At 68.3% G+C, this 15,936-nt stretch carries 11 protein-coding genes; 7 read left to right on the forward strand and 4 right to left on the reverse strand.

Features of this window, described 5'->3' with window-relative positions; all coding sequences use genetic code 11:
- Positions 1-10: 10 nt before the first annotated feature.
- The 7 genes from secA to ACS5Q7_RS18215 all read left to right on the forward strand — a co-directional run bounded on the left by secA (position 11) and on the right by ACS5Q7_RS18215 (position 11,805).
- Positions 11-2,896 carry a preprotein translocase subunit SecA gene (secA, locus tag ACS5Q7_RS18185; protein WP_478340671.1) on the forward strand — a complete coding sequence of 962 codons (2,886 nt, stop codon included), beginning with the start codon at positions 11-13 and terminating at the stop codon, positions 2,894-2,896.
- Positions 2,893-3,561 carry a dethiobiotin synthase gene (bioD, locus tag ACS5Q7_RS18190; RefSeq protein WP_478340672.1) on the forward strand — a complete coding sequence of 223 codons (669 nt, stop codon included), beginning with the start codon at positions 2,893-2,895 and terminating at the stop codon, positions 3,559-3,561. The genes secA and bioD overlap by 4 nt, the downstream gene beginning before the upstream one ends.
- Positions 3,562-3,722: 161 nt before the next feature.
- Positions 3,723-5,654, forward strand: coding sequence for a potassium transporter Kup (locus tag ACS5Q7_RS18195; protein WP_478340673.1), 1,932 nt, complete (start codon positions 3,723-3,725; stop codon positions 5,652-5,654).
- Positions 5,655-5,775: 121 nt separating this feature from the next.
- Complete coding sequence (locus ACS5Q7_RS18200) at positions 5,776-6,159, forward strand: CsbD family protein (RefSeq protein ID WP_478340674.1); 384 nt, start codon at positions 5,776-5,778, stop codon at positions 6,157-6,159.
- Between the two features lie 110 nt (positions 6,160-6,269).
- Complete coding sequence (ahcY, locus tag ACS5Q7_RS18205; protein ID WP_478340675.1) at positions 6,270-7,670, forward strand: adenosylhomocysteinase; 1,401 nt, start codon at positions 6,270-6,272, stop codon at positions 7,668-7,670.
- Between the two features lie 297 nt (positions 7,671-7,967).
- Positions 7,968-10,481, forward strand: a complete 2,514-nt coding sequence (locus ACS5Q7_RS18210; RefSeq protein ID WP_478340676.1) for a sensor histidine kinase — start codon at positions 7,968-7,970, stop codon at positions 10,479-10,481.
- Between the two features lie 91 nt (positions 10,482-10,572).
- Entirely contained in the window at positions 10,573-11,805 is a 1,233-nt protein-coding gene (locus tag ACS5Q7_RS18215) for an MFS transporter (RefSeq protein WP_478340677.1), read from the forward strand.
- A gap of 13 nt (positions 11,806-11,818) precedes the next feature.
- On the opposite strand, the gene tolB is transcribed toward ACS5Q7_RS18215, so the two are convergent.
- Genes tolB through tolQ form a run of 4 tightly spaced genes read right to left on the reverse strand, consistent with a single transcriptional unit; the run spans position 11,819 to position 15,771 of the window.
- The gene (tolB, locus tag ACS5Q7_RS18220; protein ID WP_478340678.1) at positions 11,819-13,162 is read right to left on the reverse strand and encodes a Tol-Pal system beta propeller repeat protein TolB; all 1,344 of its coding nucleotides are present in this window, start codon (positions 13,160-13,162) and stop codon (positions 11,819-11,821) included.
- Positions 13,163-13,216: 54 nt separating this feature from the next.
- The gene (gene tolA, locus ACS5Q7_RS18225; RefSeq protein ID WP_478340679.1) at positions 13,217-14,578 is read right to left on the reverse strand and encodes a cell envelope integrity protein TolA; all 1,362 of its coding nucleotides are present in this window, start codon (positions 14,576-14,578) and stop codon (positions 13,217-13,219) included.
- Positions 14,579-14,592: 14 nt separating this feature from the next.
- On the reverse strand, positions 14,593-15,039 hold the full coding sequence (locus ACS5Q7_RS18230) for an ExbD/TolR family protein (protein WP_478340680.1): 447 nt from the start codon (positions 15,037-15,039) through the stop codon (positions 14,593-14,595).
- Positions 15,040-15,051: 12 nt separating this feature from the next.
- Positions 15,052-15,771, reverse strand: coding sequence for a protein TolQ (gene tolQ / locus ACS5Q7_RS18235; RefSeq protein ID WP_243957291.1), 720 nt, complete (start codon positions 15,769-15,771; stop codon positions 15,052-15,054).
- Between the last annotated feature and the right edge of the window lie 165 nt (positions 15,772-15,936).

Consider the following 15,936-nt stretch of genomic DNA (forward strand, 5'->3'; position numbering starts at 1 on the left):
CAGGTTTACGATGCTCGGCTCGCTCGCCAAGAAGATTTTCGGCTCCTCCAACGACCGCCGCGTGAAGGGCTACCGCCCGCGTGTCGTGCAAATCAACGCCCTGGAGCCCGAGATCGCGGCGCTGAGCGACGAGCAGCTGCGCGCCCGCACCGACATGCTCAAGGCCGAGCTGGCCGCCGGCAAGAGCCTCGACGACATCCTCGTCCCCGCCTTCGCCACCGTTCGCGAGGCGGCCAAGCGCGTCCTCGGCCAGCGCCATTTCGACGTGCAGCTCATCGGCGGCATGGTGCTGCACGAGGGCGGCATCTCGGAAATGAAGACCGGTGAGGGCAAGACCCTCGTCGCCACGGCGCCGGTCTACCTGAACGCCCTGGAGGGCAAGGGCGTCCACGTCGTCACCGTGAACGACTATCTCGCCAGCCGCGACGCCGAGTGGATGGGCCGCGTCTACCGCTTCCTCGGCCTGTCCGTCGGCACCATCGTCCACGGCCTCGACGACGAGCAGCGGAAACAATCCTACGCCTGCGACATCACCTACGGCACGAACAACGAGTTCGGCTTCGACTACCTGCGCGACAACATGAAATACGAGATGGCCCAGCTGTCGCAGCGCGGGCACAATTACGCGATCGTGGACGAGGTCGACTCGATCCTCATCGACGAGGCGCGCACGCCGCTCATCATCTCCGGCCCGGTGGACGACCGCTCGGAACTCTACGTGGCCGTCGACGGCGTGATGCCGCTGCTGGACCCCTCGCACTACGATCTCGATGAGAAGCAGCGCACCGTCTCGCTGACCGAAGAGGGCAACGAGTTCGTGGAGGATGCCCTGCGCGCGGCCGGCATCCTCAGCGAGGGCGACCTCTACGACGCGCACAACGTCACCCTGGTCCACCACGTGACCCAGGCGCTTCGTGCCCACACCCTGTTCACGAAGGACAAGGACTACATCGTCAAGAACGACGAGGTGGTGATCATCGACGAGTTCACCGGCCGCATGATGCAGGGCCGGCGCTACTCGGAAGGTCTCCACCAGGCGCTCGAAGCCAAGGAGCGGGTGACGATCCAGCCCGAGAACCAGACGCTCGCCTCGATCACCTTCCAGAACTACTTCCGCCTCTACAAGAAGCTCGCCGGCATGACCGGCACGGCCTCCACCGAGGCCGACGAGTTCGCCGAGATCTACAAGCTCGAAGTCGTCGACATCCCGACCAACAAGGAGATCGAGCGCGTCGACGAGGACGACGAGGTCTATCGGAGCGTCGAGGAGAAGTATCAGGCGATCATCAAGGAAATCGGCAAGGCGCATGAACGCCACCAGCCGATCCTGGTCGGCACCGGCTCGATCGAGAAGTCCGAATACCTCGCCGAGATGCTGGTGAACGCCGGCTACAAGCCGCTCGACTATTCCGATCCGAACGCCCTCACCGACGTCTACGCCGCCGCCCGCGAGGGCCGCATCACCAAGCGCTTCGCCGTGCTGAACGCCCGCTTCCACGAGCAGGAAGCGTATATCGTCGCCGAGGCCGGCGTGCCGGGCGCCATCACCATCGCCACCAACATGGCCGGTCGCGGCACCGACATCAAACTCGGCGGCAACGTCGATATGCGGGTCGAGAAGGAACTCGCCGGGGTGCCGGAGGGGCCGGAGCGCGACGCCGCCATCGAGGCGATCAAGGCCGAGATCGCGGAGAACCGCGCCAAGGTGCTGGCCTCCGGCGAGCCGGCCGACCCGGCGGCGGGCCGCAAGAAGGACCTGCCCGGCGGCCTCTACATCATCGGCACCGAGCGCCACGAATCGCGGCGCATCGACAACCAGCTGCGCGGTCGCTCCGGCCGCCAGGGCGATCCCGGCCGCTCGAAATTCTACCTGTCCCTAAAGGACGACCTGATGCGGATCTTCGGGTCCGACCGCATGGACGGGATGCTGCAGAAGCTCGGCCTGGAGCAGGGCGAGGCGATCATCCACCCCTGGATCAACCGGGCGATCGAGAAGGCGCAGCAGAAGGTCGAGGCGCGCAACTTCGACATGCGCAAGAACGTGCTCAAGTACGACAACGTGATGAACGACCAGCGCAAGGTCGTGTTCGAACAGCGTCGCGACTTCATGGGCCAGGACAGCGTCCGCGAGACCGTGGACGACATGCGCGAGGGCGTGGTGGAGGATCTCGTCACCCGCCACATCCCGCCGGATACCTATGCCGAGCAATGGGATGCCGAGGGCCTTCGCGAAGCCGCCAAGCAGAGCCTCAACCTCGATATCCCCGCCGAGGAGTGGGTGAAGGAGGAAGGCATCGCGGATGAGGAGATCCGCGAGCGCCTGACCAAGCTCGCCAACGAGTCCTATCAGGAGCGCGTCGAGAAGAACGGCGCGGAGGTCTCGGCCTATATCGAGAAGCAGGTCCTGCTCCAGACACTCGACCACCTGTGGCGCGAGCATCTGGTCACGCTCGATCACCTGCGGCAGGTGGTGGGCTGGCGCGGCATCGCCCAGCGCGATCCGCTGAACGAGTACAAGTCCGAGGCGTTCGAGCTGTTCAACAGCCTCGTCGTGGACCTCCGCGGGCAGGTGACGAGCCAGCTCTCGCGCATCGAGGTGATGTTCCAGCAGGACGACGCCCCTCCGATGGAGAGCCCCGCCCTTCCGCCGATGTTCGCCCAGCACCTCGATCCCGTCACCGGCGAGAACGAGATGGCCTATGCCGGCGGCAGCGGCAGCGATGGGGGAGGCGGCCCGGCCTACGGCTACGCCGCGCAGGCGCTGTCCGCAGACACCGCCGTGCTGGAGCGTGACCCGACCGACGAATCGACCTGGGGTCGCGTCGGCCGCAATGAGCCGTGCCCCTGCGGTTCGGGCAAGAAGTACAAGCACTGCCACGGCAGCTACCAGGCGTGAGCCACAAGGCGATCTTCGTCGCCGGATCGGGGACCGAGATCGGCAAAACCTACGTGACGGCGGCGCTGACGCGTCGCCTTCGCGCGAACGGGCCGGTTCTCGCCCTCAAGCCGCTGGCGAGCGGCGTCGCGGCCTGGGACGATCCCGCCTTCGCGGAGAGCGACACGGCGCGGCTGCTGGCGGCGCAGGGCCTGCCCGTCACGGAAGAGACCGTCACCGCCTGCTCTCCCTGGCGGTTCACCGCGCCGCTGGCCCCCGATCAGGCCGCCGCCCTCGAAGGGCGCCAGGTCTCGCTCGATGAGATCGCGGGCTGGTGCCGCGACCGGATCGCGGCCTCGGATTGTCCGGTGGTCATCGAAGGGGTCGGCGGGCTGATGAGCCCGATCACGGACGAGGCGACCGGGCTCGACTGGATCGAGGCCCTGAAACTCCCCGTCGTGTTGGTGTCCGGCAGCTATCTCGGCGCCATCAGCCATGCCCTCACGGCGGCCGAAGTCCTGCGGCTGCGCGGGGTCGCGTTGCGGGCCGTCGTCGTCAGTGAAAGCGAAGGCGCACCCACTCCACCGGACACGGTGGCGGAGGCGATCCGCCGCCGCATCGCCTGCCCGGTCGTCTGCATGGGACGCGGAGCGCCTGCGCCCGAGATGCTGACGGGTCTGTTCTAAGCGCCATCGTCCTCGGCAGCGCGCCGACGAAAAATCGGCAGGCGCGACAATTCCCCAATTAATATCGGTATGGCGCCCTGGCGTCGCTGGACGGTGACATTCCATCGCTTAGCTGATGTGCGCTGAGGCACGCGGCCTCCGTGCATACTCCCGGAGGTCCGTTGAGCTCTTCCCTCGCCACGGCCAGCGACGCCGCCTCCGCAAAGCCGACATCCCCCATGGGCGGGCGCATGAGCCCGGCGCTCCTGATGGGAGCGCTGGGTGTCGTCTACGGCGATATCGGAACCAGCCCGCTCTATGCCTACAAGGAAGCGGTGAAGGCGGCCGGCGGGGGCACGGCCACGCCGCTGGCGGTGACCGGTGCGGTCTCGCTGATCTTCTGGTCGCTGATCCTCATCGTCTCGCTGAAATACGCGATCCTGATTCTCAGGGCGGACAACCGGGGGGAGGGGGGCATCGTCGCGATGCTGGCCTTGCTCGGCGCGCGTCAGGCGAGGCCCGGCACACCGCAGGCGCTGCTTCTCGTCGTCGGGCTGGTCGGCGCCGCGCTTCTCTACGGCGACGGGGCCATCACCCCGGCGATCTCTGTGCTCTCGGCGGTGGAGGGGCTGAAGGTCGATGCGCCGAGCCTCGGCCATTACGTTGTGCCGATCACCCTGGTGATCCTCGTCGGGCTGTTCGCGGTCCAGTTCCAGGGCGTCGCGCGCATCGGGCGGATCTTCGGCCCGGTCATGCTGCTGTGGTTCGGTGCCCTTGCACTGTTGGGCATCGGCTCGATCCTGCACGAGCCCCGGATCCTCCAGGGCCTCAACCCGTTGAGGGCGGTCGACTTCCTGTTCCATGCCGGCTGGGGCGTCAGCTTCGCGATGCTCGGGGCGGCGTTCCTGGCGGTGACGGGCGGCGAGGCGATGTATGCCGATCTCGGCCATTTCGGTGCCAAGCCGATCCGCGCGGCGTGGTTCGCCCTGGTTCTGCCCGCCCTGGTGCTCAACTATTTCGGGCAGGGCGCCCTGCTGCTCGCCGAACCGGATGCAATCGAGAACCCGTTCTTCCGCCTCGCGCCGGATTGGGCGCACATCCCCCTGGTGGGGCTCGCCACCCTCGCGACGATCATCGCATCCCAGGCGATCATCTCCGGCGTGTTCTCCTTGACGCAGCAGGCGATCCAGCTCGGCTTCCTGCCGACCATGCGGATCGTCCAGACCGCCCATGACGAGCGCGGCCAGATCTACGTGCCGGCCGTGAACTGGCTGCTGGCCATCGCGACCCTGGTCGCCGTCGTGGTCTTCGGCTCGTCCGACGCCCTGGCCGGGGCCTACGGCATCGCCGTGTCGATGCTCATGGCGATCACCACGCTGCTCGCCGCGCTCATCGCGCTCAAGTGGGGCTACAACCCCATCGCCGTGGTGGCGGTGAACGGCTTCTTCCTCGCCATCGACCTCGTCTTCTTCGGCGCCAACAGCGTGAAGATCATGGAGGGCGGCTGGTTTCCCCTGGTTCTCGCAGGGATCGTCGCGCTGATGATGCTCACCTGGCGCAAGGGCAACATGCTGGTGGAGGAAGCACGCACCGGATTGCGCCAGCCGGAGGATACCTTCCTTGAGGGGCTCGGCCACCAGCGGCTCACCCGCCTGCCGGGGACCGCCGCCTTCCTCTCATCGGCCGTTCACGGCATCCCGCTGCATCTCTCCCGCTTCGTGGACCGCAGCCATGCCTTGCACGAGCGCGTGCTCATCGTGACCGCCCTCTACGAGGAAACGCCGACCGTGCCCCTTGAGGAGCGCGCCCATGTCAGTGTGCTGGCGCCGGATTTCTTCCGGGTGGTGCTCCGCTACGGCTTCATGGAGGAGGCGTCGATTCCCGAGGGCATCGCTTGCGCGGTGCGGGACGGGCTGCTTCCGCCGCAATGCGTCGAAGACGTTACGGTGTTCATCGGTCACGAGACCGTGATTCCGAAGAACGACCGGCGCGGCATGGCTATCTGGCGCGAGAATCTTTTCGCCTTCATGCAGCGAAATGCCGAGCGTACAGGCGCTTTCTTCGGCGTACCGACCCGTCAGGTGGTGGAAGTCGGCACCGAAATAGAGATCTGAAGCGTTGCGCCGCAACGGAACCTAGGCCGTCCCCCGTCGTTCGAGTCGCCTGAAGAGCCTGCGGCCCGTTCCGCCTTCCCGTCAGGGGAGGTGGCGGGGCCGCCGAACGGAGGGATTTCGAATGAACAGTGATCGCTTGGAAGGCGGGATCCGCCACCTGCGCGGCCGTGTGAAGACCGCGACCGGTGCGCTGCGCGGCGCCCCCGGCCGGCAGGTCGAAGGCGCGTTGGATCAGGCGGCCGGCGCCGCCCAGTACGCCTATGGCCGCGCCCGCGAGACCGCGCACGATCTGCGCCGCGACGGCGAGCACCTGTATGAGGAGGCCCGCTCCCGTGGCGAGGCCCTGGCCGACGAGGCCTACGAGCGCGGACGCCAGGTCCGCTCGCGCGCCGTGCATCACGGGCGCAGCCTCGCCCGCCGGGCCGACGACAACCGCGGTACGACCCTCGCCCTGGTGGCGGCCGTGGCCTTCGGCATCGGCTGGCTCGCCCGCCCGAGCCGTTGAGCGAAGGGTAGCCGCCCAAACGCATAAAGACATCTTTATGTCTTGATTGCTTCCTCGTTCGCGAAGTGGTAGGCCACCGGCCGGATCGCAACGCGAACGAGGAGAGCCGCATGGCCAAGGATTACGTCGTCAAGGATATCGGGCTGGCCGATTACGGCCGGAAGGAAATCTCGATCGCGGAGACCGAGATGCCGGGCCTGATGTCGGTCCGCGAGGAATACGGCGCGAAGCAGCCGCTGAAGGGCGCCAAGATCGCCGGCTCGCTGCACATGACCATCCAGACGGCGGTGCTGATCGAGACGCTGAAGTCGCTCGGCGCCGACATCCGCTGGGTCTCCTGCAACATCTACTCGACCCAGGACCACGCCGCCGCCGCCATCGCCGCCGCCGGCATCCCGGTCTTCGCCGTGAAGGGCGAAACCCTGGAAGAGTACTGGGACTACACCTCCCGCCTGTTCGACTGGCATGACGGCGGGATGCCGAACATGATCCTCGACGACGGCGGCGATGCCACGATGTTCGTCCACCTCGGCCTGCGCGCCGAGAACGGCGACACCGCCTTCCTCGACAAGCCGGAATCCGAGGAGGAGGAGATCTTCTTCGCCCTGCTGAAGAAGAAGCTCGCCGAGAAGCCGAAGGGCTGGTTCGCCGGCCTCGCCGACTCGATCAAGGGCGTCTCCGAGGAGACGACCACGGGCGTTCACCGCCTCTACGTGCTGGCCAAGGAGGGCAAGCTGCTCTTCCCGGCGATCAACGTGAACGACTCGGTCACGAAGTCGAAGTTCGACAACCTCTACGGCTGCAAGGAATCGCTGGTCGACGGCATCCGTCGCGGCACCGACGTGATGATGGCCGGCAAGGTCGCCATGGTCGCGGGCTTCGGTGACGTGGGCAAGGGCTCGGCCGCGTCGCTCCGCAACGCCGGCTGCCGCGTCATGGTCTCGGAGATCGACCCGATCTGCGCGCTCCAGGCCGCGATGGAGGGCTACGAGGTCGTGACGATGGAAGACGCTGCCCCGCGCGCCGACATCTTCGTCACCGCCACAGGCAACAAGGACATCATCACCCTCGACCACATGCGGGCGATGAAGGATCGGGCGATCGTCTGCAACATCGGCCACTTCGACAACGAGATTCAGGTCGCCGGCCTGAAGAACCTGAAGTGGAACAACATCAAGCCGCAGGTCGACGAGATCGAGTTCGCCGACGGCCACCGCATCATCCTCCTGTCGGAGGGCCGCCTCGTGAACCTCGGCAACGCGACGGGCCACCCGTCCTTCGTGATGTCGGCCTCGTTCACCAACCAGACGCTGGCCCAGATCGAGCTTTGGACCAACCCGGGCAAGTACGAGAAGCAGGTCTACACCCTGCCGAAGGCCCTCGACGAGAAGGTCGCCGCCCTGCATCTCGCGAAGGTCGGCGCGACGTTGTCGAAGCTTCGGCCGGATCAGGCTGCCTATATCGGCGTGAAGGAAACCGGGCCGTTCAAGCCCGAGCACTACCGCTACTAGAAGCCTCGCGCGCATCACACTATTGGGGCCCGGCGCGCTGCGCCGGGCCCTTCGTTTGTCAAGCCCAATTCGGTGCCGCGAAGTGTGTCTTCTGAGTGTCGTTAACGGCGGATTTACCCGCCACGGCCAAAGCCACGCTTCGTTCTCCTTCCGGCGGGAATCCCCCCCACGGTAAGGTGCTCGCGACTCAGTGACGGAGCGTACCGCGGCGGCCCCGCCAGAGGGCTTCCGCGGCAGGGTGCGTTTCGCACCGCCCGGGCGCACGCCGGCGGTGACGAGAGCATGGGGGCAGGGCGAATGCAGGTCGGACGTGCGGCGCGGCTGCGGGTCGGCGTGGGGATTCTCGCGCTGTTCGCGGCGGGCGCGGCCTTGGCGGAAATGCAGGACGTCCCGGCGGTCCACGCGCCCCGGGAGATGCACGGCGTCGCAGGTCTTGCGGTTTTCGGTGGTCTCGTCGCCTTCGCGGTGATCGTCGCCCTTCTCTATCTCTACGAGCGCGCCCGCTGGACCCGGCGCGAGCAGGACCTCGTCGCCGCCCTCAACCTGCTGCGCGGCGCGCATGACCGCGCCGAAATGCTGCTGCATGCCGACCGGCAGGTCGTCATCACCTGGGACGAGAACAGCGAACCGATGATCGAGGGCGATGTCGGCATCGCCCTCAACGGCGACCGGGTGGTCGCGGATTCCGCCCGCCGGGTGCTCGCCTTCGGCGCGTGGCTCATGCCCGCCGACGCCCAGGCGGTCGAAGCCGCCCTCGACACGCTGCTCTCCCGCGGCACCGGCTTCACCCTCGACCTGCGCACCCAGAGCGGTCGCAACATCGACGCCCAGGGGCGGACGGTGGCGGGCCGCGCGTTGCTGCGCCTGCGCGAAACCACCTCCGAGCGGCGCGAGATTTCGGACCTGCGGATCACCCTCGATGAGACGCGGCGCGGCCTCTCGGCGCTTGCGAACCTGCTCGATGCGATCCCGCAGCCGGTCTGGCGGCGGAACCGCGATGGCGGGCTCGCCTGGGTGAACGCCGCCTATGTCACCGCCGTGGAAGCCGCGAGCCGGGAAGCCGTGATCGATGCCGGGATCGAACTTCTCGACCGGCCGGCGCGGGAGACCATCGCCCGCGAGGAGGCGGTGCTCGCCGCCGGAGGCCCGCGCCGGGCGCCGCGCGTCTCGGCGGTGATGTCCGGCCACCGCCGCGTCCTCGACGTGTACGAGACCGTCGTTGAGGGCGGTCGCGTCGGCATGGCGGTGGACGTCTCCGAGTTGGAGAGCGTTCGCGCCGACCTGCAGCAGCAGATGAACGCCAACGCCCGCACCCTCGACCAATTGCCCACCGCTGTGGCGATGTTCGACGTGGGCCAGCGGCTGATCTTCCACAACTCGGCCTACCGCGCCCTCTGGGATCTCGATCCGGCCTTCCTCGACAGCCGCCCCTCGGACGGCGAGATCCTCGACCTGCTGCGCTCGCAGCGGAAGCTGGAGGAACATGCCGATTTCCGCACGTGGAAACACGGCGTCCTCGCCGCCTATCGCGCCGCCGAGGCGCATCAGGCGTGGTGGTATCTGCCCGATGGCCGGACGCTCCGCGTGGTGGCCGATCCGAACCCGCAGGGCGGGCTGACCTACCTGTTCGAGGACGTGTCCGACCGGCTGAACGCCGAGTCGCGCTACAACGCCCTGCGCCGGCTTCAGGCCGAGACCCTCGATACCCTGGCCGAGCCGGTGGCGGTGTTCGGAGCGGATGGGCGCCTGCAACTCGCCAACCGCGCCTTCACGACGATCTGGCGCCTCGATCCTGAGATGATCGACGCGAAGCCGCACGTCGATTCCGTCATCCTGCGCTGCAAGGCCTTTGCCCCGGCCGAGACCATGTGGCTCGATATCCGCGATGCGGTCGTCGGGCTCGAAGCCCGCGCGGCGCTGGCCCGGCGCATCGAGATGGTCGACGGCACGGTCCTCGATTGCGCGACCCAGCCCCTGCCCGAGGGTGCGACCCTGCTGACCCTCATCGACGTCACGGCCAGCGTGAATGTCGAGCGGATGCTCACCGAAAAGAACGAGGCGCTGGAGAAGGCCGCCGAACTGCGCGACACCTTCGTCCATCACGTGTCCTACGAGCTGCGCTCGCCCCTCACCAACATCATCGGCTTCACCCAATTGCTCGGCGACGAGACGGTGGGCGCGCTCAACACCCGCCAGCGCGAATATGCCGATCACATCATGCGCTCATCCGGCTCGCTGCTGGTGATGATCAACGACATCCTGGACCTCGCCTCCATCGACGCGGGATCGCTGGAGTTGCAGCGCGAAGATGTGGACGTCCACGCCACGGTCGAGGCCGCCGTGCGCGGGCTGGAGGACCGGCTGGCCGAAGCGCGGATCGGCCTCGCCGTCGATGTGCCGGAGGATATCGGCACCGTCCGGGCGGACGGGAAACGCATTCGCCAGATCCTGTTCAACCTGCTCTCCAACGCCGTGGGCTTCTCCGATCCCGGACAGCGGGTCGAGATCACCGCCCGGCGCTCCGCCCGCGACCTCGTCCTCAGCGTGCGCGACCACGGGGTCGGCATGTCGCCGGAGGTCAAGGAACTCGTCTTCAACAGGTTCGAGAGCCATACGCGCGGCACCCGCCACCGGGGGGTCGGCCTCGGCCTCTCCATCGTCCGCTCCTTCGTCGAACTGCATGGCGGCCGCATCGAACTCGAGACCGAGCAGGGTGTCGGCACCTGCGTGACATGCATCTTCCCCCTCCACGTGCCGGACGAACCCCGGCCCGAGCCGCGCCGCGAGTTTTCGCGGATCTCGATCGCCTGAGCGCGCGATTGATGTGATGCCGAAACAATGTCGGCGCACTCGGCCCCTGTGGCCGCGCCCGACATGCCCGGCCCGTTTCCACGGAAGGCGGATGTCCGACACCACGAAATCCGGCTACGCCGTCTTCGCCAACGGCGATTTCCGGCTCTTCGGCACGGCCCGGTTCCTCACCGGCCTCGCCTATCAGATGCAGGCGGTGGCGATCGGCTGGTTCGTCTACGACCTGACCCGCTCCGCCCTGGCGCTGGGCCTCGTCGGGCTCGCCGGCTTTCTGCCCGCCATGCTGAGCGCTCTGGTGAGCGGCCATGTGGCCGATGTCTATGAACGGCGCATCGTCGGCTCGGCCGCCTTCGCATTGCAGGCCGTCGCGAGCTTCGGCCTCCTCGCCTACGCCCTGAGCGGGGCGACCATGATCTGGCCGGTCTATGCCCTCGTGGTGATCGTCGGCACGGCACGCGCCTTCGCTAACCCCGCGCTACAGGCACTGCTGCCGACGCTCGTGCCGGGGCCGCTCTTCGGCTCGGCCATCGCCTGGAACGCCTCACTCTGGCAGACCGCCTCGGTGATGGGGCCGGCGCTCGGCGGATTGCTCTACGCGTTCGGACCGAAGGTCGTCTTCGCGGCGGCGGGGACGAGCTTCGCCCTGGCGAGCCTCGCCGTCGCCCTCATCCGGCACCGGCCGGCAACGGTGACGGAGCGGCCGAAGGTGACGTGGCAGACCCTGCTCGCGGGCATCGGCTACATCCGGTCCCAACCCGTCGTGCTGGGGGCGATCAGTCTCGACCTGTTCGCGGTGCTGTTCGGCGGGGCGACGGCTCTGCTGCCGATCTATGCGGCGTCCGTGCTGCACGTCGGCCCGCTGGGCCTCGGCCTCCTGCGCAGCATGCCGGCGGCGGGGGCGGTGACGATGGCGCTCGTCCTCGCGTCCCACCCCCTGCGCCGCCATGCCGGGATCCGGATGCTGCGCGCGGTGATGGTGTTCGGCCTCGCCACCATCGCCTTCGGTGTTTCGACCTCGCTGCCCCTCTCGATGGCCTGCCTGTTCGTCACGGGCGCGGCCGACATGATCTCGGTCTATGTCCGGCAGAGCTTCGTGCAGGGGGAGACGCCCGATGCCATGCGCGGCCGGGTGGCGGCGGTGAATACCGTCTTCATCGGCGCCTCGAACGAACTCGGCGAGTTCGAATCCGGGGTGCTGGCCGCGGCCGTGGGCGCCGTGCCGGCGGTGGTCCTCGGCGGCATCGCGACGGTCGGGATCGCAGTGCTCTGGGGCCGCCTGTTCCCGGCCTTGCGGGCCCGGGACAGGCTGCTCACACAGACCTAAGGGCGGGCGGCGCTCAGCGTCCCGCCAGGAGCGGCGACCACGTCGGGTCCGAGGCATAGGCCGGCGTCGGCACCGGCTGCTCCACGTGGCCGGTGATGTCGACCATGAACAGCTTGCCGCCGCCCTGGCCGCCGGGATCGCGGAAGAACACCACGTACTGGCCGTTGGGCGAGAAGGACGGGCTCTCGTTGTGGAAGCCCTCGGTGAGCACGCGCTCGCCGGTCCCGTCCGTCTTGGCGACGCAGATCGCGAAGCCGCCGTTGCGCTGGCGGGTATAGGCGATGAGGTCGCCGCGCGGCGACCACGCCGGCTGCGAGGCCGAGCCGGCGCCGAAGGTGATGCGGTGCGGGTTCGAGCCGTCCGCGCCCATCACGTAGACCTGTTGCGAGCCGCCGCGATCCGATTCGAACGCAATCTGGCTGCCGTCCGGCGAGTAGGTCGGCGAGGTGTCGATGGCGAGCCCGCTGGTGATGGGCTTCTGCGCCTTCGAGGCGAGATCCATCGTCACGATGTCGGCGTTGCCGCCCTGCTGCACGCTCATCACGAGGCGGCGGCCATCGGGGGAGAAGCGCGGGCTGGCGCTCATGGAATCGACCGAGCCGAAGGCCTGCCGGGAGCCGGTCTCGAGGTTGATCACCTGCACGCGGGGCTGGTGGCCGGCGGCCTGCGCCATGAAGGCGATCTCCTGCGTGCTCGGCGAGTAGCGCGGCGCGACGATCGACATCTCACCCGTGGTGATGGCGCGGACATTGGCGCCGTCCTGGTCCATCACCATCAGGCGCTTGCGGCGGTTCTCCTTCGGGCCGGTCTCGTCCACGAAGGCGATGCGACTGTCGAACCACGGCCCGAGGCCGGTGATCTTGGTGTAGACCTGATCCGAGATCAGGTGCCCGGCACGGCGGGCATTGGCCGGATCGGTGGCGTATTGCTGGCCGATCATCTGCTGGCCGGAGGTCACGTCCCACAGGCGGAACTCGACCTTCAGGCGTCCGCCGCCGTCGCGCACCACGCGGCCGGTCACGAGGCCCTGCACGCCGGTCGACCGCCACTTCTCGAAGTTGGGGGCGGCATCGAAGGGCGGGTTCTCGGGGAAGCGCGCCTTGTCGAGGGGGGCGAAGTAACCCGAGCGGCGCAGGTTGTTCGTCACCACGCCGCTGAGCAGCCCGCCGAGGCTCGGATCGCCGCCGAAATCGGCGATGGCGATGGGCAGCGGCTGGAAGTTGCCACCGCCGATCCGCAGCTGAAGCTGCGCCTGCGCCGGCCCCGCGAAGCCGAGGGCCAAGGCGAGAAAGGCGAGGAGCGCCAGGAAGGAGGCTCGCAGCGAGGTGCTGTGCCGGCAGGTCGGGCTGTCGATCATCGTCTCGGTCGTGGTCAGACGGGGGAGGGGCGGCGACGGCGCGGGCCTCGGCGGTCAAGTCGCCGTGAACTCGAACTCCGCGTTGATCGCTTTCCAGTCGTTGTAATACGGCGCGTAGGTCGCCGGTATGCGGTAGGGCGCACACCGCCTCACCGCCCTGAGCGCAGCCTGGGCGATGGATTGATCGACGGAGCTGGCGCCGCCACGCATGATGCGCGGCTCGGTGCTGAGCGACCCATCGGGATTCAGGCGGATATCGAGCACCGGCAGCACCACGCCCTGGGCCGCGCCGGGGGGCGCCGAGTAGCACCGTTCGATCTGCTGTTGCAGCATTCCGACCAGCGCGTCGCGCAGCGACGGCGACAGGCGCTGGGCGTTGCCCGTCGCGGCGCCGAGGGCGGCGACCTTCTGCACGGCGTGGCCGGTGGCGCCGGTCGATTGCGAGGCAGCCTTGGAGTTCAGCGCCGAGCGGATGTCGCCCGCGTTGAACTTGTCGGCGAGTTCGGCCTGCTTGCGCGCCTTCGCCTCCGCGTCGGCCTTGCCCTTCGCATCCGCCATGGCCTTGGCCTTCGCCTTGGCGGCGGCCTCGGCCTTGGCGGCGGCTTCCGCCTTGGCCTTCGCCTCGGCGGCCGCTTCGGCCTTCTCGCGCTCCGCCTCGGCCTTGGCCTCGGCAATCTCCTTCTGGCGCTCGGCCTCGGCTTCGGCCTTAGCTTTCGCGTCGGCGGCCTTCTTGGCCGCTTCCTTGGCGGCCTCGGCCTTCGACTTGGCGTCGGCAGCCTTCTTGGCGGCTTCGGCCTTGGCCTGCGCGGCGGCTTCCGCCTCCTGCCGCTCGATCAGCTTGTCGAGTTGCTCGCGCTTCTCGGCCTCGGCCTTCGCCTCGGCGGCCTTGGCGGCTTCGGCCTTCGCCTTGCTCTCGGCCGCAGCCTTCGCAGCGGCGGCCGCCTTAGCCTCGGCAGCCTTGGCCTCGGCAGCCTTGGCCTCGGCCGCCTTCGCCTTCTCGGCCTCGCGCTTCTCCTCGGCCGCCTTGGCCGCCTTGGCGGTTTCGGCCTCGCTCGCCTCCGGATCGGCGCGCAGCGGCATCTCGTCCGCGTTGGCGAGCTTCATCTCGGCGGTGCGCTTCGGCGCCGTGGGGGCGTCGGTCTTGGAATTCTCGGGCTCGCGATCCTCGATTTTCTCGGCCTGCTTGTCCGCGCGGGTCTGCGCGTTCGGCATCGGCTTCTCGGCCTGACGCTCGCCCTTGGTGAGTTCGGAGAACTGGTTCTCGGTGATGACCTCGACGGGCACGCCTTCCTGCGCCTCGGGCAGGGCGGGCGCGGCGATGCCGAGCAGGACGAAGCCGAGCAGCGCCACGTGGGTGCCGGCCGAGATCCACACGCCGGGTTCCCGGCGGTCGAACGTGGGCAAGGAGATCGCCAAGGCAGCGCGTCCCCTTAGTGTTCTGGCTCGGTGACGAGGGCGACGTGCCGGAAGCCCCCGCCCGTCACGATGGCCATGACTTGGGCGACGCGGCCGTAATCGACCCGCTTGTCGCCGCGCACGAAGACCCGATCCTCGGTGCCATTCTTGGCGGCGGCGGTGAGCTTGGCGATGATGCTGTCGTCGGTCAGTTCGTCCTCGCCGAGGAAGATCTGGCCGGTCTGCCGGATCGAGAGGGTGATCGGCTTCACGTCGGAATTGAGGGGCGAGGCCGAGGATTGCGGCAGGTCGAGGGGCACGCCCACCGTCATCATCGGCGCGGCGACCATGAAGATGATGAGCAGCACCAGCACGACGTCGATGAACGGCGTCATGTTGATCTCGTTGATCGGGCCGCCGCGACGGCCGCGCCTGCGCCGCCGCTTCGCCCCGCCTTGTCCAGCCCCTGCCGCCATGGCCATCGGTCGGTCTCCTCAGGCGGCCAGCGACAGGCGTTCGTCGATCTGCCGCGACAGGATCGCGGAGAACTCGTCGGCGAAGCCTTCCAGGCGCGACTGCGCCTTGGCGACCTCGGCCTGGAGCTTGTTGTAGGCGAGCACCGCGGGGATGGCGGCGAACAGGCCGATGGCGGTGGCGAACAGCGCCTCCGCGATGCCCGGCGCCACCACGGCCAGCGAGGTGTTCTTGGACGCCGCGATCGAGGTGAAGGCGGTCATGATGCCCCACACCGTGCCGAACAGGCCGATATACGGGCCGGCCGAACCGATGGAGGCGAGGAACAGCAGGCGCGATTCGAGCCGCTCGACCTCGCGGTGGATGGTGACGTCGAGCTGCTTCTCGATGCGCTGGGAAAGCGACTGGACCTGACGCCCCGATCCCTCGAAGGAGCGCTTCCACTCGCGCATCGCGGCGACGAAGACGGCGGCGAGGCCGGTGGCCGGACGGTCGTTGAAGGAGCGGAACAGCTCCTCCAGGGAGCGGCCGGACCAGAACGCGTCCTCGAAGGCGTCCATCTCGCTGCGGATGCGGCGGAACAGGAGCGTCTTGTCGACGATGATCGACCAGCACCACACCGAGGCGCTGAGCAGACCGATCATCACGATCTTCACGACGATATGGGCTTGGAGGAACAAGCCGAGCAGGCTCATGTCGGCCACGGGCGCGGCGGCCTGCATCGCATCGGCTGGGTTCATCCGTCGAAGTCTCCTGCTCCGAGCCGGCGCGCCCGGCAGAAGTGCCACGGGCGCCGGAAGTGCGAGCGATATCAATGCTATCGCCCGTGAATCTGTCGAAAGTAAGGGCCGGGCGCTTGCCGCGTCGTTCGTCGGTCCGCCGGATTTTAAGGCTTGAGCAAGGTT

This window comes from Methylobacterium sp. Gmos3 (assembly GCF_056430985.1).